This window comes from Streptomyces sp. NPDC088923 (assembly GCF_044749745.1).
Classification (GTDB): Bacteria; Actinomycetota; Actinomycetes; order Streptomycetales; family Streptomycetaceae; genus Streptomyces.
The window spans coordinates 490,679-510,582 of the sequence record NZ_JBIVIO010000004.1 but is presented as its reverse complement, the minus strand read 5'-3'; the positions used below and the strand labels follow the sequence as shown (position 1 = coordinate 510,582).

Annotated in this window: 18 protein-coding genes; 6 read left to right on the top strand and 12 right to left on the bottom strand. The window is 73.9% G+C overall.

From position 1 onward, the window contains the following. Positions 1 to 97: 97 nt before the first annotated feature. Complete coding sequence (locus tag ACIP4O_RS20155) at positions 98 to 925, top strand: class I SAM-dependent methyltransferase (RefSeq protein WP_401576160.1); 828 nt, start codon at positions 98 to 100, stop codon at positions 923 to 925. A 141-nt stretch (positions 926 to 1,066) separates the two neighbouring features. Here ACIP4O_RS20155 and ACIP4O_RS20150 read toward each other — a convergent pair whose 3' ends face one another. Then, a complete protein-coding gene (locus tag ACIP4O_RS20150; protein ID WP_401576158.1) occupies positions 1,067 to 2,938 on the bottom strand; it encodes a transketolase in 1,872 nt (623 codons plus the stop codon). A 301-nt stretch (positions 2,939 to 3,239) separates the two neighbouring features. On the opposite strand from ACIP4O_RS20150, the gene ACIP4O_RS20145 reads away from it, so the two are divergent. Continuing rightward, the gene (locus ACIP4O_RS20145) at positions 3,240 to 3,599 is read left to right on the top strand and encodes a VOC family protein (protein WP_401576156.1); all 360 of its coding nucleotides are present in this window, start codon (positions 3,240 to 3,242) and stop codon (positions 3,597 to 3,599) included. Between the two features lie 283 nt (positions 3,600 to 3,882). Here the strand turns inward: ACIP4O_RS20145 and ACIP4O_RS20140 are convergent, their stop codons facing one another. From ACIP4O_RS20140 to ACIP4O_RS20130, 3 genes are all read right to left on the bottom strand, one after another. After that, positions 3,883 to 4,983: a HEAT repeat domain-containing protein gene (locus ACIP4O_RS20140; RefSeq protein ID WP_401576154.1), complete on the bottom strand. Its 1,101-nt coding sequence runs from the start codon at positions 4,981 to 4,983 to the stop codon at positions 3,883 to 3,885. Positions 4,984 to 5,055: 72 nt separating this feature from the next. Continuing rightward, the gene (locus ACIP4O_RS20135) at positions 5,056 to 5,736 is read right to left on the bottom strand and encodes a HEAT repeat domain-containing protein (protein ID WP_401576153.1); all 681 of its coding nucleotides are present in this window, start codon (positions 5,734 to 5,736) and stop codon (positions 5,056 to 5,058) included. Between the two features lie 154 nt (positions 5,737 to 5,890). Continuing rightward, positions 5,891 to 6,787 carry an arginase family protein gene (locus tag ACIP4O_RS20130; RefSeq protein ID WP_401576151.1) on the bottom strand — a complete coding sequence of 299 codons (897 nt, stop codon included), beginning with the start codon at positions 6,785 to 6,787 and terminating at the stop codon, positions 5,891 to 5,893. Between the two features lie 57 nt (positions 6,788 to 6,844). Here ACIP4O_RS20130 and ACIP4O_RS20125 point away from each other — a divergent pair, with 57 nt between their 5' ends. Further along, positions 6,845 to 7,216, top strand: a complete 372-nt coding sequence (locus tag ACIP4O_RS20125) for a DUF6204 family protein (protein ID WP_401576149.1) — start codon at positions 6,845 to 6,847, stop codon at positions 7,214 to 7,216. A 2-nt stretch (positions 7,217 to 7,218) separates the two neighbouring features. Here the strand turns inward: ACIP4O_RS20125 and ACIP4O_RS20120 are convergent, their stop codons facing one another. Next, positions 7,219 to 7,833 (bottom strand): GNAT family N-acetyltransferase, encoded by a 615-nt coding sequence (locus ACIP4O_RS20120; protein ID WP_401576147.1) that lies wholly within the window; start codon positions 7,831 to 7,833, stop codon positions 7,219 to 7,221. Between the two features lie 47 nt (positions 7,834 to 7,880). On the opposite strand from ACIP4O_RS20120, the gene ACIP4O_RS20115 reads away from it, so the two are divergent. The 3 genes from ACIP4O_RS20115 to ACIP4O_RS20105 all read left to right on the top strand — a co-directional run bounded on the left by ACIP4O_RS20115 (position 7,881) and on the right by ACIP4O_RS20105 (position 9,950). Then, positions 7,881 to 8,582: an HAD-IA family hydrolase gene (locus ACIP4O_RS20115; protein WP_401576145.1), complete on the top strand. Its 702-nt coding sequence runs from the start codon at positions 7,881 to 7,883 to the stop codon at positions 8,580 to 8,582. Further along, positions 8,582 to 9,343 (top strand): metallophosphoesterase family protein, encoded by a 762-nt coding sequence (locus ACIP4O_RS20110; protein ID WP_401576143.1) that lies wholly within the window; start codon positions 8,582 to 8,584, stop codon positions 9,341 to 9,343. Before ACIP4O_RS20115 ends, ACIP4O_RS20110 begins: the two co-directional genes overlap by 1 nt. Before the next feature lie 82 nt (positions 9,344 to 9,425). Next, the gene (locus ACIP4O_RS20105) at positions 9,426 to 9,950 is read left to right on the top strand and encodes a MarR family winged helix-turn-helix transcriptional regulator (protein WP_401576141.1); all 525 of its coding nucleotides are present in this window, start codon (positions 9,426 to 9,428) and stop codon (positions 9,948 to 9,950) included. 3 nt (positions 9,951 to 9,953) lie between these two features. Here the strand turns inward: ACIP4O_RS20105 and ACIP4O_RS20100 are convergent, their stop codons facing one another. The 7 genes from ACIP4O_RS20100 to kdpA all read right to left on the bottom strand — a co-directional run bounded on the left by ACIP4O_RS20100 (position 9,954) and on the right by kdpA (position 19,902). Beyond that, a complete protein-coding gene (locus ACIP4O_RS20100) occupies positions 9,954 to 10,892 on the bottom strand; it encodes an LD-carboxypeptidase (protein ID WP_401576139.1) in 939 nt (312 codons plus the stop codon). Beyond that, the gene (locus tag ACIP4O_RS20095; RefSeq protein ID WP_401576137.1) at positions 10,889 to 12,901 is read right to left on the bottom strand and encodes a prolyl oligopeptidase family serine peptidase; all 2,013 of its coding nucleotides are present in this window, start codon (positions 12,899 to 12,901) and stop codon (positions 10,889 to 10,891) included. Before ACIP4O_RS20095 ends, ACIP4O_RS20100 begins: the two co-directional genes overlap by 4 nt. 52 nt (positions 12,902 to 12,953) lie before the next feature. Further along, positions 12,954 to 14,300 carry a M20/M25/M40 family metallo-hydrolase gene (locus ACIP4O_RS20090; protein ID WP_401576136.1) on the bottom strand — a complete coding sequence of 449 codons (1,347 nt, stop codon included), beginning with the start codon at positions 14,298 to 14,300 and terminating at the stop codon, positions 12,954 to 12,956. Then, positions 14,293 to 15,135 (bottom strand): M55 family metallopeptidase, encoded by an 843-nt coding sequence (locus tag ACIP4O_RS20085; RefSeq protein ID WP_401576134.1) that lies wholly within the window; start codon positions 15,133 to 15,135, stop codon positions 14,293 to 14,295. The genes ACIP4O_RS20090 and ACIP4O_RS20085 overlap by 8 nt, the downstream gene beginning before the upstream one ends. A gap of 310 nt (positions 15,136 to 15,445) precedes the next feature. Next, positions 15,446 to 16,111: a potassium-transporting ATPase subunit C gene (locus ACIP4O_RS20080; RefSeq protein ID WP_401576132.1), complete on the bottom strand. Its 666-nt coding sequence runs from the start codon at positions 16,109 to 16,111 to the stop codon at positions 15,446 to 15,448. A 6-nt stretch (positions 16,112 to 16,117) separates the two neighbouring features. Continuing rightward, positions 16,118 to 18,214 carry a potassium-transporting ATPase subunit KdpB gene (gene kdpB / locus ACIP4O_RS20075; RefSeq protein ID WP_401576130.1) on the bottom strand — a complete coding sequence of 699 codons (2,097 nt, stop codon included), beginning with the start codon at positions 18,212 to 18,214 and terminating at the stop codon, positions 16,118 to 16,120. Continuing rightward, positions 18,211 to 19,902 carry a potassium-transporting ATPase subunit KdpA gene (kdpA, locus tag ACIP4O_RS20070; RefSeq protein WP_401576128.1) on the bottom strand — a complete coding sequence of 564 codons (1,692 nt, stop codon included), beginning with the start codon at positions 19,900 to 19,902 and terminating at the stop codon, positions 18,211 to 18,213. Before kdpA ends, kdpB begins: the two co-directional genes overlap by 4 nt. Positions 19,903 to 19,904: the final 2 nt, after the last annotated feature.

Genomic DNA, 19,904 nt, shown 5'->3' with positions numbered 1-19,904 from the left:
AAGGCGCTCGTCTCGTATCGCAAGACGCCCGTCTCACCAAGCGACATGCGGCGTAGCGTGAACGCACCGAATCCTCCGGGACCGAAGGAGTTCCGTCATGCGAGAAACCGCTGAGACCCCCGCCGAGACCGCCGTCTACACACACGGCCACCACGAGTCCGTGCTCCGCTCGCACAGTTGGCGCACCGCCGGGAACTCGGCGGCCTACCTGCTGCCGCACCTCAAGCCGCACATGCGGGTGCTCGACCTGGGCTGCGGCCCGGGCACGATCACCGCGGACCTCGCCGCGCTCGTGCCGCGGGGGCACGTCACCGGGATCGACGCCTCCCGAGAGGTGCTCGCGAAGGCGGCCGCGGAGGCGGAGCGGCTCGGGCTCGGCAACGTGGACTTCGCGACCGGGGACGGGCACGCGCTCGCGTATCCCGACGACACCTTCTGCGTCGCCCACGCGCACCAGGTGCTCCAACACGTGGGCGATCCAGTGGGCGTGCTGCGGGAGCTGCGGCGGGTCGTGAAGCCGGGCGGCATCGTGGCGGTACGGGACGCGGACTACGCGGCGATGACGTGGTACCCCGAGGTGCCGGGGCTCGACGACTGGCTCGGCCTGTACGAGCGGGTGGCGCGCGGCAACGGCGGGGAGCCGGACGCGGGGCGGCGGCTGCGCGCCTGGGCCCGTGAGGCGGGCTTCACCGAGGTCACGTCGTCGGCGAGCACGTGGTGCTACGCGGAGCCGGACGAGGTGGCGTGGTGGAGCGGCCTGTGGGCGGACCGCACCCTCGCCTCGGCGTACGCGGAGCGCGCGACGAGCGGCGGGCACACCGACGCCGCCGGGCTCGACGCGATCTCGGCGGCGTGGCGGGAGTGGGGGCAAAGCCCGGACGCGTGGTTCGGGGTGCTCCACGGGGAGATCCTCTGCCGGGTGTGAGGCAGCGGCGGCCCGGCCGGCCGAGTCAGGGGCCGGGCACGGGGCGTCCGGGGCGGGGCACGGGGCGTCCGGGGCGGGGCGGGGGGCGCGTCGGCGTCGTCCCCGTACCCGTACCGCCGGCGCGCCCCGCGCGCGACGCCCTCAGTTCACCAGCATCCGGACCGAGGCCGTGATGGCGTCCGCGTCGATGCCCGCCGCCGCCAGGCACTGCTCGGGCGTGGCCGAGCCGGGCATGTTGCGTACGGCGAGGCGGACCAGGCGCGGGGCGGGGCGGCCGTCGTCGAAGGCGGACGCGACGGCGTCGCCGATGCCGCCCTCGGGGTGGTGGTCCTCGACGGTGACCAGGCAGCCGGTCTCCTCGGCGGCCTTCCACAGCGTCTCGCGGTCCACGGGCTTGACCGAGTACAGGTCCACGACCCGTACCGCGATGCCCTCGGCGGCGAGCCGGTCGGCGGCGGCCAGGGCCTCGTGGAGGGTCTGGCCCGCGGCGACGAGGGTGAGCTTGTCCGTGCTGCCGGAGCGGAGCGTCTTGGAGCCGCCGACCGGGAACGTCTCGTCGGGCCCGTAGAGGACGGGGCTCGCGCCGCGCGAGGTGCGCAGGTAGGAGATGCCCTCGGTGTCGGCCATCGCGGCGGTCAGGTGCGCGGCGGCGTTGGCGTCGGCCGGGTAGAGGACCGTCGAGCCGTGCACGGAGCGCATCATCGCGAGGTCTTCGAGGCCCATCTGCGAGGGGCCGTCCTCGCCGATCGCGACGCCCGAGTGCGAGCCGCACAGCGCGAGGCTGACCTGGCTGACCGCCGCCATGCGGATGAAGTCGTGGGCGCGGGTGAGGAAGGCGGCGAAGCTCGCGGCGTAGGGCCGCCAGCCGCGCGCCGCCATGCCGACGGCCGCGCCGACCATCTGCTGCTCGGCGATGTACATCTCGAAGTACCGCTCGGGGTGTTCCTTCGCGAAGAACTCGGCGCGGGTCGAGTCGCCGACCTCGCCGTCGAGCACGACGACGTCGCGCCGGGAGGTGCCGAGCGCGGTGAGGGCCTCGCCGAAGGCGTCGCGTGTGGGGACCTCGTCGCCACCCTTGTCCCAGCGGGGCAGGGCGAGGGGGGCGGTGGCGGGGTTGCGCTGGCCCGGGGAGTCCTTCGGCTTCTGGACAAAGACGCGGATGTCGCGGACGCCGCCGAGTTCGGCGATGGCGCCCTCGGGGTCCTTCAGCGGCTTGCCGTGCAGGCCCTCGTGGTCGGCGGCGGCGCGCACGCCCTGGCCCTTGATGGTGCGGGCGAGGATCACGGTGGGTTCGCCGCGCGTGGACTCGGCCTCTTGGTAGGCGGCGTCGATCTCGTGGACGTCGTGGCCGTCGATCTCGATGGTGTGCCAGCCGAAGGCCCGGAAGCGGCGGGCGTACGCGTCGAGGTCGTGGCCGTGGCGCGTGGGGCCGCGCTGGCCGAGGCGGTTGACGTCGATGATCGCGGTGAGGCCGTCGAGGTGGAGGGCGCCCGCGGCCTCCGCCGCCTCCCACACGGAGCCCTCGGCGATCTCGCTGTCCCCGCACAGGACCCACACCCGGCTGTCGGTACGGTCCAGGTCACGCGCGGTGAGCGCGAGGCCCACGCCGACCGGGAGGCCCTGGCCGAGCGAGCCCGTCGCGACATCGACCCAGGGGATGCGCGGCGTGGGGTGCCCGTCGAGGCGGCTGCTCTCCTTGCGGAAGGTGAGCAGTTCCTCGTCGCTGACGGCCCCGGCGGCCTTGAAGGCGGCGTAGAGGACCGGTGAGGCGTGGCCCTTGGAGAGCACGAAGCGGTCGTTCGTCGCCAGGTCGGGGGCGTCGAAGTCGTAGCGCAGGTGCCGGGCGAAGAGCACGGCGACGAGATCCGCCGCGGACATCGACGAGGTCGCGTGCCCGGAGCCGGCGGCGTCGGTCGCACGCACCGAGTCCACCCGCAACTGCTGGCCGAGTTCCGCGAGTGCGTCGAGGTTCTCCGGGTCGAGCGGCGTGGCGGTGCCGGTTTCACTCGGCATGGTGGCTCCTTTCGTACGCTTTCGTACGCGGGGTGCACGGGTCGTGCACAGGCGCGGCTCTTCGGGTCCCCTGGGGTACGACGGGCAAACGTGCACCCGGGGCGTTTCTCCCAATTCTCCCAGTATGGAAAGGGACGCGGCATCGCGCGCGGCGAGCGGGGCGGGGCCCGGTCGCGGTGCCGTGCGCGGTAGCGGGGAGGCGGGCGGGGCATCGCGGGCGACGGGGCGGGCCCGGGCCGGGAAAGCGGTCGGCGGCCGGAAACGATCACCTCGCGCGGTCGCGCCAACTAGGCTCGGACCCATGGAGATTCTGGGTACCACGCTCCGCGTCTGCGTCGATGACCTGGACCGCACGGTCCCGTTCTACGAACGGCTCGTCGGCCGGCCCGCCGAGCGTTTCGATCGCGGGAACGTCTCGGTCGCCGCCGTGGGCTGCTTCCTGCTGATGAGCGGCCCGGCGGCCGAGATCGAGGTGCTGCGCCAGGTACGGGCGACGCTCGCGGTCCCCGACGTGGAGGAGGCCGCGGTCGCGCTCCTGGCCTCGGGTGGACGCGTGCTGGCGGGGCCCATCGGCTCCCCGGCGGGGCGCACGCTGGTGGCACTGCACCAGGACGGGAGCGTTTTCGAGTACGCCGACCGGGGTGGGGCGGGACGGGGATGAGAGGGGCGGAGGAGGACGGCTGCCGAGGGCGGCGGCGGCCCTCTCGGGCAGGTGAGTGAGCGCTCACCCACCTCGCGCCTGTGGACAACTTCGGCGAACCCGCGCAACGTCTCACTCTTTCCGGTGAGGCGGTGTACGAGTTCGCCGAAGTTGTCCACAGATGTGGCGGGAGGGCGGGGGTGGGGGGTGCGGGTTTGGGAGACTGGTATAGGGGTCGCCCCCCGGGCGGGAGGGGGCTGTTCACCGCCCCGTACGAAGGCACGCGCGCACGCCCCACCCCTCTTCACCCCGCCCCACCACTCCCCCGCCGCCCCAGCCCGTACGCCGCCGTGACCGCGACCCCCCGGTCGTCGTCCCGCGTGAGCGCGGTGAGAGTCCGCCTCGCGGACTCGCCCGGGATGTCCGCGAGGGCCTGCGCGATCCGCCGCCTCACCGGAGCCTCCGCATCCCCCGGCACGACGCACCCGGCAAGCAGCCCCGCGACGCGCTCGCGCACGGCGGCGTCACCGCCGGCCCCCGCGCCGCCACCCACCGCACCACTCTCACCACCCACCCCACCCTCACTACCCGTCCCCGTTCCTCCTCCCCCACCCGCCAAGCGGCTCAACGCCTCCCCCGCATCCACATCCCGCCGCCCCGCCGCGACCATCGCCACGAGCGCGGGCACCGCCTCCGCGTGTCCCCGCGCTCCCAGCGCCAACGCCGCGTGGTCGCGCACGTCGGCGTCGGGGTGGTCGAGAACCTCCCGCAGCAGCGCCGTCGTCCCGTGGTCGGCCGGGAGCGCCGCGAGGGAGCGCGCCGCTCGTTCCCGTACCTCCGCCTCCGGTGCGTCCAGGCCCCGGGCCAGCGGCGCGAGCGCGTTCTCGCCCGCCCGCGCGAGCGCCCAGCGCAGCGCCCCCGCCACGTACGGGTCCGGCTCGCGCAGCACCGCGTCGGCGAGCACCTCCGCCGGTACGGGGCCGCCCTGCGCCGACGCGAGCGCCGCCCGCTGCCTGGCGTCCGCGCTCCACGCGCCCAGCGCCCGCAGCAGCGCGGCGCCGCGCAGGACGTCGTCCCAGTCGGCCGGTCCGGCGGCCCTGATGCGGTCGAGCCTGGTGAGCAGTTCGGTCTCCGCCGCGATGCGCTCCCGCGCCCGCCGCGCGAGTTCCTCGACGAGGCGCGCGGGAGCGAAGTCCGGGTCGTCGAGCGCACGGCCCACCTCGCGCAGCGACAGGCCGAGCGAGCGCAGGCTCTCGATGTGGAAGACGCGCCGCACGTCGTCGGCCACGTACTCGCGGTAGCCGGAGCCGGTACGGCCCCGCGGGCGGAGGAGGCCGAGCGCTTCGTAGTGCCGGAGCATGCGGGCGCTGACGCCCGAGCGCCGCGCCAGCTCACCGATCAGCACCGTGCCCCGCTCCTCCGGGCCGTCGCGGCCGTCGTCGTGCCCCGCTTCCGAGCCCCCGGCGCCCGGGGGCCCTCACCGCTCGTCCCGGCCCGCCGGGCCGTCCGGTCCCAGCGCGACGACGCGCTTCACCGCCTCGATCGCGGGGGCGAAGCCGAGCGAGGGGTCCTGGCGCAGCCGTTCCGTGGCCAGGGCGTGCGCGCGCACCTCCGGGTCCGCGGCCCTCTCCCGCTGCGCGAGGACCGGCAGCGCCGCCTCGCCGAGCGCGATCAGTGCCCGGCTCAGGCTGAGCCGCACGTCGGGGTCGCCCCGTCCGAGCTGTGCCGACAACGCTACGGCCAGCGCGGCCTCCTCGCCCTCGGGGACGAGGCCGACCGCCGCGCGCCACGCGGTGCGGGCCACCTCGTCGTCCGGGTCGTCCAGCAGGGCGGGCGTGATCGCCTCCCACGTGCCCCGCGCGGCGATCTTCGAGAGCGTGTGCAGGGCCTGGGCGCGCGCCTGCGCGGGCTCCGCGCGCAAGGCGGCGACGAGCGGTGGCACGGTCGCCGTGTCCGGGTGCCGGATCAGCGCCCACGTCAGCATCTCCCGCACGCCGAACTCGGGCTCGACCGCGCACCGCGCCACGAGGGTGCCGACGTACGCCGGGTCGGGGTGCGTACCCGCCGCGAGCGCCGCCCGCAGCCGTACGGACCCGTCGTCGCTCGCCAGCGCCCGCACGATCCGTGTCGTGCGGGGAACCGCTCCGGGCATGGTCATGGCACTCCGCCTCCCCGCCCCTGAAGGGCTTGTCGTCGAGTCCCCCAGTGAAGGGCTTGCCACGGTGTCAAGGTCAAGTGCCCGGAGCAGGGGCGCGGGGACGCCCTCGATTCAGCGGGGAGCCGGGGCGGTACGGGCAGCGGAAGGAGTCGCTTCAGCCCCGCGGGAACGCCGCCACCAGCAGGTCGGCCAGCGTGTCCCCCGCCGTCCCCTCCGGGTCCTTGTCCGGGTCGTAGATCGTCACGTTCAGGCCGACGCAGCCGGGGTGCGCGAGCAAGGGCCGCAGCAGGTCGGCGAGTTCGCCCGGTTCCAGTCCGCCCGGGTCGGGGCTGTCCACGGCCGGCATGACGGCCGGGTCGAGTACGTCCGCGTCGCAGTGCACCCAGTACCCGGCCCGTCCCCCGCCGCCCAGTTCCTCCGCGAGCGCCGCGCCGACCGCCCCGGGGCCCCGCTCGCGCAGCGCGGCCACCGTGACGACGCCCATCCCGAGCGAGGTCAGTTCGGGGATGTCCACGTCGCCGTCCCTGATGCCCGCGTAGCGGATGTCCTCCTCGCGCAGGTAGGGCCGCAGGCCGTCGATGTCCGCGAGGTCCGCCTGCCCGCGCCCGGTGGCGATCGCGACCTCCTCGCCCGCCGCGGCGCCGACGGCGGGCGCGTTGCCGAGGTGACGGAAGTCGGCCGAGGCGTCGGCGGCGAGGAGCCCGTAGCGACCCCTGCGGCGCAGCGCGAGCGAGGCCCCGAGCTGGATGGCGCAGTCGCCGCCGAGCACCACGGGGAAGTCGCCCGCGTCGAGAAGCGCGCCGATCCGGTCCGCCAACCGCCGGGTGTACGTGGCGAGTTGCGGCGCGTGGAAGACGCCGTCGCCCGGGCGCCAGTCGCCTCTGCCGTACGCGGGGGCGGGGACGACGCCCCCGTCGTGGGCGCCGATCCGCCGGGGCAGGTCCCGCGCGCGCAGCGCCGCCGCGAGGCCGTGGCAGCCGGGCACCTCCCCGGGCGCCGGGGGCCGGAGGCCGAGGTTGGAGGGCGCGTCGATTATCACCGTGCGTCGCATGGGGCCCATCCTCTACGGTGGCGCGGCACGCTTCACCCCGATTTCCGAGAAGGCACCATGAGCAGCCCCGCCCTCCCCACCGGCTCGCAGAACGAGCGGCACACCTACCGCGTGACCCTGCGAGGAGTGTGGGCGCCGCGCGACGAGGCCGAGCGGGAGACGCTGCGGGCCGGGCTCGCGGAGGCGGACGGTCTCGGTGCGATGCGGTTCACGCCGGACGGCTCGCTCTCCTACGACCGCACGCTGAAGGCGTTCTCCTTCCGTGTCGAACTGCGCTCGGACGCGGAGGACGGCGAGGAGATGGCCGCCGCGCTCGCCGAGGAGCGCCTGGAGCACGTTCTGCGGGAACGCGGCTTGCACTGCGGCGAGTTGCGAGCGGCGGTGACCGACCTGGACACGATGAAGGTCAACCGGAAGCGGCGCGGCTGACGTCACACGCCCAAAAGCGCCATCTCGCTGGTGAGCGCGAAGCGTTCGTGCCCGCGCCAGGCTCCGTCGACGTACAGGAAGTCGGGCGAGTGGCCCTCGTGGCGGAAGCCGAGCCGACGGGCCAGCGCGCACGAAGCGGCGTTCTCCGGCTGGACGTTGATCTCCAGGCGGTGGAGGCCGAGCGCGGTGAAGGCGTAGCGGACGACGAGACCGAGCCCCTCGGTCATGAGGCCGCGCCCCTCGGCGCCCGCGAAGGCCCCGTAGCCGAGCGCGCCGCAACGGAAGGCGCCGTGCACGATGTTGTTGATGTTGACGAAACCGGCGAGGGCGCCGTCCGCGCGGGTACGGAGCAGGAATCCGGCCCGCGCGGGCTCGCTGAGACGGTCCGCGTAGGCGGCGAAGGCGTTCGCGTCGTCGGGCATCGACAGCCAGGGGTGGTGCAGGGCGCGGCTCTCGCGCACGCGGGAGACGAACGCGGGCCCGTCCGCGTGCCGCAGCGCGTGCAGGGTCGTGCGGGGCCCCTCGGCGAGGACGGGGGCAGGGGCCGGGGCGGGAGCGAGCGGGAATTCGGGAAAGGCGGCGGTGTCGGGCGCGGGGTGTACGAGTCCTTCGGTCACCGGCGCACGCTAGCAAAGCCCGCGCGGTCCATGGCAGGCTCACGCACATGCGCGACACTCCCCCGGCCCGAGCCGTACTCCTCGATGTGGACGGAGTTCTCCTCGATTCGGCGGCCCTGCACCGCCGCGTGTGGGACACGTGGGCGGTACGGAACGGGCTCGACCCGGAGGCGGTGTGGCCGCTGACCTTCGGCAGGCGCCCCGAGGACACGGTCCGCGCGGCGGCGCCCTCGCTCGACCCGACGGCCGAACGACGCCTGCTCGACGCACTGTTGGCGGCGGAGGGGGACGCCGTACCGCCCGTGCCCGGGGCGGGCGGGCTGCTCGCCGCGCTGGAGGCCGCGCGGGTGTCGTGGGCGCTCGTCACCTCGGGCGGCCGCGCCACCGTCCCCGCCCGCTTCGCGGCCGCCGGTCTGCCGCTGCCGCGCGTGCGCGTGTACGGCGAGGACGTCGTACGGGGAAAGCCCGCGCCCGACTGCTACGCGCTCGCCGCCGCCCGGCTCGGCGTGCCACCGCGGGCGTGCGTGGCCGTCGAGGACGCCCCGGCGGGCGCCGAGGCGGCGCGCGCGGCCGGGTGCCGCGTCATCGGGCTCACCGCCGCGTACGGCGCCGACGCGCTCCCGGCCGCGCACACGCACGCCGCGAGCCACACGGAGGTCCGCGCCGCGCTCTTTGCCCTCGGCGTACTCCCCGCCCCGGGCCCACGCCGGGGCTTGGAATCCGGGGAGCGCCCGGCGAGCATGAGGTGATGACCCCACACTCCGTCGCCGTCCTCTCCGATGTCCACGGCGTCCTGCCCGTCCTGGAGGCGGTCCTCGCCGAGCCGGAGGTCCGCGAGGCCGACCTCCTGGTCTTCACGGGCGACTTGGCGGCTGGTCCGCAGCCCGTCGCGGTCCTGGACCGTCTTGCGGCCCTCGGGGAGCGCGCCCTGCTCGTACGGGGCAACGCGGACCGTGAACTCGTCGGCCTCGCGCGCGGCACCCTCACCGCCGACACCGCCTGGCCCGTCGACCTGTGGGCCGCCCGGCAACTCGCCCCCGCCCACCTCGCCCTGCTCGACGGCCTGCCGCACCCGGTGGTGCGCGAGGTCGCGGGCTTCGGTCCCGTCGTGTTCTGCCACGGCACCCCCCGCGACGACGAGGAAGTGGTGCTCGTGGACACGCGGCCCACGAAGTGGGCGGAGGTCTTCGCCGGGCTGCCCGCGGAGGTGCGGACGGTGGTGTGCGGGCACACCCACATGCCCTTCGCGCGGCTCGTCGGCGGGCGCCTCGTCGTCAACCCGGGCAGCATCGGAATGCCGTACGGCCGCCCCGGAGGCTCCTGGGTGCTCCTGCGCGACGGGCAGGTCTCGCTGCGGCACACCCCCGTGGACGTACCGGCGGCGATCGAGGCGGTGGTCGCGGGCTCGGCGTACCCGGACGCGCGGGCCTGGGCGGAGGGGTATCTGCGTGCCGAGGTGGGCGACCTGGAGGCACTCTCGGCGTTCGGTCCGCGCGACGGGCGGGGCTGACGGTGCTACCGGCGCCGGCGTCACGAGGGTGCGGACGCACAAGAATCTTGACAAGTTTCTTGCGCATTTTTAGCCTGCCCGCATGTCCCGCCCGCCCCGGCCCTCCGCCCCGCAGTCCGCCTCGGCCCCACCGCCTGCCGCCGCGCGCGCCACCGGCACCACCGCCGACACCGCCCAGCGCCTCAACGACGCGATCCGGCGGCTCCGCGCCCGGCTGCGCACCGAGTCGGGTCAGCACGCGACGGGCCTCACCCCCACCCAGCTCACCGTCCTCGCGAGCGTCGTGCGCGAGGGGCCGGTGACCGCCGCGCGGCTCGCCGCGCTCGACCACGTCAGCGCGCAGTCCATCGCGCAGAGCCTCACCGCGCTCAAGGCCGCCGGGCTGGTCCGTACCGAGCCCGACCCCTCGGACGGCCGCAAGAAGCTCACCAGCGCGGCCCCCTCGGCCGCCGAGCTGATCGAGCGGCTGCTCGCGGGCCGTGCCGCCTTCCTCGCGCGTGCCATCGACGAGGTCGTCCGCCCCGAGGAGCGCCCGGACGTTCACAAGGCCATCGCGCTCCTCGAACGCCTCGCCCGCGCCGGGCTCGACGACGAGGCGCGCGGCTGAGCCTCAGGCCAGCGCGGGCTCCGCGAGCGTCAGCGTCCCCGCGTCCGCGTCCAGCACGGCCCGGACCCCGAGCGGCATCGTGAGCGCGCCGCTCCCGTGGCCGAAGCCGAAGTTCTCGATCACGGGCACGCCGAGACCGCCGAGCCGGTCGGCGAGCAGCGGCCGGATCTCGCTCTCGTACGGGCCGCACCCCTCCCAGGAGCCGAGGAGGATGCCACGCAACCCGTCGAGCAGTCCGGTGCGCAGGAGTTGCGTGAGGATGCGGTCGAGGCGGTACGCCTCCTCGCCGACGTCCTCCAGGAGCAGCAGGCCGCCCGCGCCGCTCGGCCGCGCGTGCGGGGTGCCGCGTTCGGCGGCGAGCAGCGAGGCGCAGCCGCCGAAGGTGACGCCTTCCGCCCGCCCGGGCACAAGGGCGCGGGCGCCTTCGGCGGCGTGCAGGACCTGGACGGCCTCGGGCGCGAAGAGGCTCGCGCGCAAGTGGGCGCGGGCGGCTTCGTGGTGGAGGAAGTCGATCCCCGCGGCCATCGGGCCGTGCAGCGTGGCGAGGTGGAGGCGGGTCGCGAAGTCCTCGTGGAGCGCGGTGATGTCGCTGAAGCCGAGAAGGGGCTTGGGCCCCGCGGCGCGCAGCGCGTCCCAGTCGAGCAGGTCGCTCATGCGCTGCGCCCCGTACCCCCCGCGCGCGCACAGCACGGCGGCCACGGACGGGTCGCACCAGGCCGCCTGAAGGTCCGCCGCGCGGTCGGCGTCCGTGCCCGCGAGGTACCCGAACTCCGGGTGCCTGTCCAGGACATGCGGGCCGACGACGGGGTCGAGGCCCCACTCGCGCAGGAGGTCGAGCCCCTGCTTGAGCCGGTCCTCGGGTACGGGGCCGCTCGGGGCGACGACCGCGACGCGCGCGCCGGGTACGAGCCGGGCGGGGCGGGTGAGCGGGACGAGGCTCACCGCTGCTCCGCCGTGCGCAGCTCCAGCTGCGGCACGCCCGTCGCCTCGAAGCCGAACGTCTGCGCGTACAGCGAGAGTTCGGCCTCCAGGGCGCGGACGAGGGTGTCGAGCCTGCGGAATCCGTGGCCCTCGCCCTCGAAGGTGAGGTAGGCGTGCGGGACGCCGCCGCCCGGGGCGCTCGCGAGCGCGGCGAGGAAGCGTTCGCACTGCACGGGCGGGCAGATGGGGTCGTCCAGGCCCTGGAGGAGGACGAAGGGCGCGCCGACCCGCTCGGGGTGGTTCGCGGGCGAGCGTTCCTCGTACCGCTCGGGGACCTCGGCGAGCGGGCCGATGAGTCCTTCCAGGTACTGCGACTCGAAGTCGTGCGTGCCGCTCGTGGCCCAGCCCGTGAGGTCGAGGATCGGGTAGAGGATCGTGCCGCAGGCGTAGACGTCGGTGGAGACGAGCGAGGCGCCCGTGGTCCAGCCGCCCGCGCTGCCGCCGCGCACCGCGAGGCGCTCGGGGTCGGCGAGCCCTTCGTCGGCGAGGGCCTGGGCGACGGCGGCGCAGTCCTCGACGTCCACGATCCCCCACTGCTCGCGCAGCCGCTCGCGGTACTCCTTGCCGTAGTGCGCGGAGCCGCCGTAGTTGACCTCCGCGACGCCGATGCCGCGCGAGGTGAAGTAGGCGATCTCCAGGTCCAGAACGCACGGCGCGTAGCCGGTGGGCCCTCCGTGCGCCCACATCACGTACGGCGCGGGTGTCCCGGCGGGCCCGGTGGCCTCGGGGTGGTGCGGCGGGTACAGGTGGACGTGGATGTCGCGGCCCCCTGGGCCGGTGAAGACGCGCTCCTCCGCGACCGGGTAGTAGGCCGGGTCCACGGCGTCGTGGTGCGGCGCGGCGACGACGCGGGCGCGTCCGGTGCCGGTGTCGAGTTCGACGATCTCGGCACCCGAGACCGGCCCGGCGGCGATCCCGGCGACGCGGCTGCCGTGCACGGCGAGCGTCGGGGACCACTCGGTCCAGGGCCCGACGGCGTCCACGAGGGTTCCCGCGGCGGGGTCGAGGATGCCGAGCGCGTTGCCGCCGCGCCCGTGGAGCATCGCGACGAGCCCGCCTTCGAGGGGGGCGAACCAGCGCATCCCCGCCTTCCACAGCGGGCCGCCGGTCTCCTCCTCGCGCGGGCACAGGTTGATCGCCTCGCCGCTCGCGGGGTCGACGCGGTGCAGGTTCCACCAGTTGCCGCGCTCGGTCGCCGCGAGGAGTGCCCCCTCTGGCGTGAACTCGGCCTGCGCGACGGCCTCCCCGGGCCCGCCGATGAGCGTGCGGGCGTCGGTGAGGGTGCCTTCGGGGGTGATGCTCGCGTGCCGCAGTTCGGTACCGTCCCACGGCATGCGCGGGTGGTCCCAGGCGAGCCACACGGCCTGCGTGCCGTCCGGGGAGAGCTTGGGCCCGGTGACGAACCGGTGTGCCTCGTCGGTCAGTTCGCGCACCGCCGTGCGGTCCTCGGCCGCCGAGCCGTCGAGCGGCACGGCCGCGAGCACGCGCCGCAGGTCGGTCGGCTCCTCACCCGTGAACTCCTCCAGTACGCACCACACTTCGTCACCCGAGGGGGCGAACACCGGCTCGCACCAGCGCAGTCCACCACCGAGGGGCGAGAGCGGGGTGAGCGGGCGCGGCTCGCTGTCGGGGGCGTCCGGCTCGACCGCGTACAGGCGCTGATCGCCGAAGTGCGTGAAGACGACGAGCGGCCCGTGCGCGCCCGTGCGGCCCGTCCACGGGAAACCCCCGTACCCCATCACGCTGTTGCGCACGTTCCACGGCGTGGGCAGCGCGCTCTCCTCGGTGCCGTCCGCGCGTCGCCGCACGAGCGTCCTGCGACCGCCCTCGGCGGGGCGGGGCGCGGTCCACCACAACTCCTCACCGATGTGGCCGAGGTGGTCGGGCGAGCCGTCGTGGCTCGCGGCGGTCGCCGCGTCGATCGGTGACGGCCAGGTGCCGTAGGGGAGTTCGGCGGGGGTGCTGCCCATGGGTGCCTCTCTCGGAAGGTGCGTGCGTGCGGCGGGTGCGGTGCCTCGCGGCTCAGGCGGTGCGCAGGAAGCGGTCCAGGACGCGGACGCCGAAGTGGAGGGCGTCCACGGGGACGCGCTCGTCGACGCCGTGGAAGAGCGCGTTGTAGTCGAGTCCGGGCGGCATCCGCAGCGGCGAGAAGCCGTAGCCGGTGATGCCGAGGCGCGAGAACTGCTTCGCGTCGGTACCGCCCGACATGCAGTACGGGACCGGGATGCCCTCGGGCGCGAACTCCCGTACCGCTGCCCGCATCCGCGCGTAGGTGGGCGAGTCGAGCGGGGCGGTCAGAGCGGTCTCGCGGTGGTGGAACTCCCACGCGACGTCGGGCCCGGTGAGTTCGTCCATCGTGGCGCGGAACTCGTCCTCGTGGCCGGGCAGGAAGCGGCCGTCGATCATCGCCGTGGCGCTGCCGGGGATCACGTTGACCTTGTAACCGGCGTTCAGCATCGTGGGGTTGGAGCTGTTGCGGACGGTGGAGGCGACGAGCGAGGCGGCCGGGCCGAGCTTGGCGAGGTAGGCGTCGACGTCGAAGTCCGGTGCGTCCAGGTCGGCTTCGAGTCCGTAGACCGCGCCGATGTCCTTGAGTGCGGCGCTCACGACGGGGGTGAGGCGGACGGGCCACTTGTGGGCGCCGATGCGGGTGACGGCGGCGGCGAGGCGGCTCACGGCGTTCTCCGCGTTCGCCTTGGAGCCGTGCCCCGCGCGTCCCCGCGCGGTCAGCTCCAGCCAGGCGGTGCCGCGCTCCCCCGCGGCGATGGGATACAGCTCGTTGCCCGAGCCGTCGTGGAAGGTGAAGGCCCCGGACTCGCTGACGCCCTCGGTGACGCCCTCGAAGAGGTGGCCGTGCTCCTCGGCGAGGAACCCGGAGCCGTCCTCGGCGCTCGCCTCCTCGTCGGCGGTGAAGGCGACGACGACGTCCCGCCGGGGCCGTACCCCCGTGCGGTGCCAGGAGTTGAGGACGGCGAGGATCATCGCGTCCATGTTCTTCATGTCGACGGCGCCCCGCCCCCACACGAGTCCGTCGCGCACCTCGCCCGAGAAGGGGTCGACGCTCCAGTCCGCCGCCTGCGCGGGCACGACGTCGAGGTGGCCGTGGACGAGGAGCCCCGGCGCGGTGGGATCGGTGCCGGGGACGCGTACGACGACGTTGGCGCGGCCCTTGGTGCGCTCCAGGAGCACGGGCTCGTGCCCGGCCCCGGCGAGGCGGGCCGCGCAGTACTCGGCGGCGGGGCGTTCCTGGCAGTCGCCGCCGCCCCTGTTCGTGGTGTCGATGCGGATGAGGTCGGACGTGTAGGTGACGACCTCGTCGAGGGAGAGGGCGTCCGGGCCCTCGGCGGCGGGGGTCTGCTGCTCAGCCATACTGCTCCTCCACTGCTCCCGAGGCGATCGAGCACACCGACTTGAAGGTGCGGTACGCCTCGTACATGGTCGGGCTCTCGAAGGAGACCTTGCGTTCGCCCGCGCGGGTGACGCCGGGGACCGAGGTGACGATCTGCGAGAGGTGCGCGGCGTCGAACTCGACGTCGATCGTGTGCGGCGCGGCGGGGACGGGCTCGCGGCGGCCCGCGAGCGCGACGGCCTCCTTCGCCGCCGCGCGGATGTCCTTCGCGGTACGGGTGGGGGTGCGGCAGATCGCCGCGTACCGGGAGACGTGGTCCTTGACGGCGACCTTGCGGGCCTCGGGCGCGTATCCCTCGGCGTCCTCGCACGCGAGGTCGTCGCCCGTGACGAGGATGACGGGGACGCCGTACTCGGCGACGAGCGCGGCGTTCAGCAGGCCCTCGCTCGCGCGCCGCCCGTCGAGCCACACGCCGGTGATCTGATTGGCGAGGAAGGTGTGCGCGAGGACGCCCTCCATTCCGGCCCCGGCGTGGTAGCCGACGAAGGCGATCGCGTCGGCGGCGCGGGCGCCCTCGTACTGCGCGCCCTCGACCATGCTGAGGTCCTTGTGCTTGCCGGTGAGCATCTCGACGCGCTCGTCCATCCGCTCGATGAGCAGGTTCCGCATCGACCAGTGCGCCTCGTTGACGAGCACGGAGTCCGCGCCGCCGTCGTAGAAGCCGCGCACGGCGGCGTCGACGTCGGAGGTGAACATCGGCCGGCACCGCTCCCAGAGCGGGGTCCCCGGCAGGACGTCCCCGGGCCACGTGACCCCCGTGGCGCCCTCCATGTCGGCGCTGATCAGAATCCGCACGCGTCCTCCTCCTCTCGTCGGGGGCGGGCCCTTGGCGGGCGGCCCCGTCAGAGTAGATCTTGCGGCAGGTGCGCAGGTCAATGCCCTTCCCGTCGGGGTGGCGGCACCGCCAATGGGCGTACCGGTGGAGGGAGGCCCGGGGCTGCGCCCCGGGCCCCTTGCGGGGGCTTCGCCCCCGCATCCCCTGTTCGGGGCTCCGCCCCGGGCCCCGCTCCTCAAGCTCCCCCAGCCTTCGGCCGGGAGGTACCCCCAGAGGGGCTGGTTTTTGGTGCGGGTCGCATTTTGCGCGCGGGTCGGATTGTGGTGCGGGTCAGTGCTGGGCCGCCTCCCGCAGCGCCGCGTTCAGCTCCAGGACGTTCACCCTCGGCTCCCCCGCGAAGCCCAGCGTCCGCCCGGTCGTGTGGGCCTCGACCAGTGCCCGGACCCTGCTCAGCGGCAGGTCGTTGCGCTCGGCGACGCGGCGAGTCTGGAGGGCGGCGTACTCCGGGGAGATGTCGGGGTCCAGGCCCGAGCCCGAGGAGGTGACGGCGTCGGCGGGGACGTCGGCGGGGTCCACCGGGTGGCCGGGGACCGAGTTGTCCCGTACGACGGCCGACTTGGCGTCCCGGACCCAGCTGATCAGCTCCTTGTTGTCACCCGAGCGGTTCGTCGCACCCGAGAGGGTGAGCTTGTACCGCGTGTTGACGCTGTTCGTGCCGAGGCCGTTGGACGGGCGCGGCTGGAAGAAGCGCGGGTCGGGGCGGGGGGTGTCCTCGCCCTTCTTCGCGGGGAGGTCGTAGCGCTGGCCGATGAGCGCGGAGCCGACGACCTTGCCGTTCTCCTCGATCTCGGAGCCGTTGGCCTTGTCGTGGAAGAGGCCCTGGGCAACGCCGGTGATCGCGAGGGGGTAGAGCACCCCGGTGACGACGGTCAGGACGAGCAGGGCGCGCAGCCCGGCCCACAGGAGTCGTCCCGTGGTGCCTGCGGTGGAGTTCATGGCGGGTCACCCGATTCCGGGAATGAGCGAGACGAGGAGGTCGACGAGCTTGATGCCGAGGAAGGGGGCGATCAGGCCGCCGAGGCCGTAGAGGCCCAGGTTGCGGCGGAGCAACTGGTCCGCTCCGGCCGCGCGGTAGCGCACGCCCTTGAGGGCGAGCGGGACGAGCGCCACGATGATCAGCGCGTTGAAGATCACGGCGGAGAGGATCGCCGACTCGGGCGAGTCGAGGCGCATGAGGTTGAGCTTGTCGAGCCCGGGATACGTCGCCGCGAACATCGCCGGGATGATCGCGAAGTACTTCGCGACGTCGTTGGCGATCGAGAACGTCGTCAGCGCGCCCCGGGTCATGAGCAGTTGCTTGCCGATCGAGACGATCTCGATGAGCTTGGTGGGGTCGGAGTCGAGGTCCACCATGTTCCCGGCCTCCTTGGCGGCCGAGGTCCCGGTGTTCATCGCGACGCCGACGTCCGCCTGGGCGAGCGCGGGCGCGTCGTTCGTGCCGTCGCCCGTCATCGCGACGAGCCGCCCGCCCGCCTGCTCGCGCCGGATGAGCGCGAGCTTGTCCTCGGGGGTCGCCTCGGCGAGGAAGTCGTCGACGCCCGCCTCCTTCGCGACGGCGGCGGCGGTCAGCGGGTTGTCGCCCGTGATCATGACGGTGCGGATGCCCATGCGGCGCAGTTCCGCGAACCGCTCCCGCATCCCCGCCTTCACGACGTCCTTGAGGTGGACGACGCCGAGGACACGAGCCCCGTGCGCGTCCTCGACCGCGACGAGCAGCGGGGTACCGCCGCTCCCGCCGATCTCGTCCGCGATCCGGGCCGCCTCGTCGCCGGGCTCGCCGCCGCACGCGCGGACCCAGTCGCGTACGGAACCCGCGGCGCCCTTGCGGACGCGGGTCCCCGCGGCCGGCAGGTCCACACCGGACATGCGGGTCTGCGCGGTGAACGGCACAGTCACCGTCCCGGCGGGGCTCTGCTCGTACGGGCCCGGCTCCCGCTCCTGTGCCAGCGCGACGATGGAGCGGCCCTCCGGCGTCTCGTCGGCGAGCGAGGACAGGCGTGCCGCGCGGGCGAGTTCGGCCTCGGTGACGCCGGTGACGGGACGGAAGGCGCTCGCGCGGCGGTTCCCGTGCGTGATCGTGCCCGTCTTGTCCAGGAGCAGTGTCGATATGTCGCCCGCGGCCTCGACGGCGCGGCCCGAGGTGGCGAGGACGTTGCGCTGCACGAGACGGTCCATGCCCGCGATGCCGATCGCGGAGAGCAGCGCGCCGATCGTCGTCGGGATGAGGCAGACCAGGAGCGCGACGAGGACCGTGACGGACTGTTCGGCGCCCGCGTAACGCGCGAAGGGCTGGAGGGTGACGACGGCGAGGAGGAAGACGATCGTGAGCGAGGCGAGCAGGATCGTCAGCGCGATCTCGTTCGGGGTCTTCTGACGCGCGGCGCCCTCGACGAGGCCGATCATGCGGTCGATGAAGGTCTCGCCGGGCTTCGCGGTGATCCGGACGACGACGCGGTCCGAGAGGACGCGGGTCCCGCCGGTCACGGCGCAGCGGTCGCCGCCCGATTCCCGGATGACGGGCGCGGACTCGCCCGTGATGGCCGATTCGTCGACCGAGGCGACGCCCTCGACGACGTCCCCGTCGCCCGGGATGACGTCCCCGGCCTCGCACACCACGAGGTCACCGACGCGCAGCGCGCCGCCGGAGACCTGTTCCTCGGCCGTCCCGTTCAGGCGGCGCGCGACGGTCTCGCCGCGGGTACGGCGCAGGGCCGCGGCCTGGGCCTTGCCGCGGCCCTCGGCGACCGCCTCGGCGAGGTTCGCGAAGAGCGTCGTGAGCCACAGCCACGCGGCGATCGTCCACCCGAACCAGTCCCCGGGGTGGAGGCAGGCGAAGACCGTCGTGAGGACGGAGCCGATCTCGACCACGAACATGACCGGGGACTTGACCATGACGCGCGGGTCGAGCTTGCGCAGCGCCTCGGGGAGGGACCGCAGGAGCTGAGCGGGGTCGAAGAGGCCGCCGGCGACGCGTTCCGTGGTGTCCGGGGGCTCCGGCTGGTCCGGCGCCGGTTGCCGGACGGGGGTGATGGTGCTCATGAGGCGAGCCCTTCGGCGAGCGGTCCCAGCGCGAGCGCGGGGAAGTAGGTGAGTCCGGTGACGATGAGGAGGGTGCCGGTGAGCACCCCGGTGAAGAGGGGCTTCGCGGTACGGAGCGTGCCGGCCGTCTCGGGGACGGGGCGCCGGGTGGCGAAGGAGCCCGCGAGGGCGAGGACGAAGACCATCGGCAGGAAGCGGCCGAGGAGCATCGCCAGACCGATCGTGGTGTTGAACCACTGCGTGTCGGCGTTGAGCCCGGCGAACGCGGAGCCGTTGTTGTTGGCGCCCGAGGTGTACGCGTACAGGATCTCGGAGAAGCCGTGCGGGCCCGAGTTCGTCATCGAGTTCCCCGGCGTGGGCAGCGCCAGCGCGGCGGCCGTGAAGCACAGGACGAGCGCCGGGGTGACGAGGATGTAGAGCGCGGCGAGTTTGATCTCGCGCGGCCCGATCTTCTTGCCGAGGTATTCGGGGGTGCGGCCGACCATGAGCCCGGCGAGGAATACCGCGATGACGGCGATGATGAGCATTCCGTAGAGCCCGGAGCCGACACCACCGGGTGCGATCTCCCCCAATTGCATGCCCAGCATGGTGATTCCGCCGCCGAGTCCCGTGAAGGACGAGTGGAAGGAATTGACCGCGCCGGTCGAGGTGAGGGTCGTGGCGACGGAGAAGAGCGAGGAACCGCCGATCCCGAACCGCGTCTCCTTTCCTTCCATGGCGCCGCCCGCGAGGTCGAAGGCGGGGCCGTGGTGGGCGAATTCGGTCCACATCATGAGCGCGGTGAAACCGAGCCAGATGAGGCCCATCGTGGCGAGGATCGCGTATCCCTGCCGTACCGAGCCGACCATGCGGCCGAAGGTGCGGGTGAGGGAGAACGGAATCACCAGGATGAGGAAGATCTCCAGGAGATTGGAGAGCGGATTCGGGTTCTCGTACGGATGCGCGGAGTTGGCGTTGAAATAGCCGCCGCCGTTCGTGCCGAGTTCCTTGATCGCCTCCTGCGAGGCGACCGCTCCCCCGTTGAACTGCTGCGTCCCGCCCGAGAACTGGCCGACCTCGTGGATGCCGGAGAAGTTCTGGATCGCGCCGCACGCGACGAGCAGCACGGCGGCGACGGCGGCGATCGGCAGCAGGACGCGGACCGTGCCGCGCACGAGATCGGACCAGAAATTGCCCAGCTCACCGTTGCCCGCGCCGAGCTTGCGGCCCAGAAGACGCGGGTGGGCGAAACCCCGGACGAGGGCGATCGCGACGGCCATGCCGACGGCGGCCGAGACGAAGTTCTGCACCGCGAGGCCGCCGGTCTGCACGACGTGGCCCATCGCCTGCTCACCGTAATAGGACTGCCAGTTGGTATTGGCGACGAAGGAGGCGGCGGTGTTGAACGCCTGGTCCGGGTCGATCGAGGAGAAACCGAGCGAGCCGGGCAGGATTCCCTGGAGACGCTGGAGCGCGTACAGGAAGAGGAGGGACACGAGGGAAAAGGCGAGCACACCGCGCAGATAGGCGGGCCACCGCATCGCGGTGTCCGGATTCGCGCCGATGACCCGGTAGATCCACTTCTCCACCCGGAGGTGGCGGGGCGAGGAATACACCCGCGCCATGTAGTCGCCGAGCGGCCGGTACGAGAGGCCGAGAGCGACGACGAGCGCGAGCAACTGGAGTATTCCTGCCAGAACAGGACTCATGT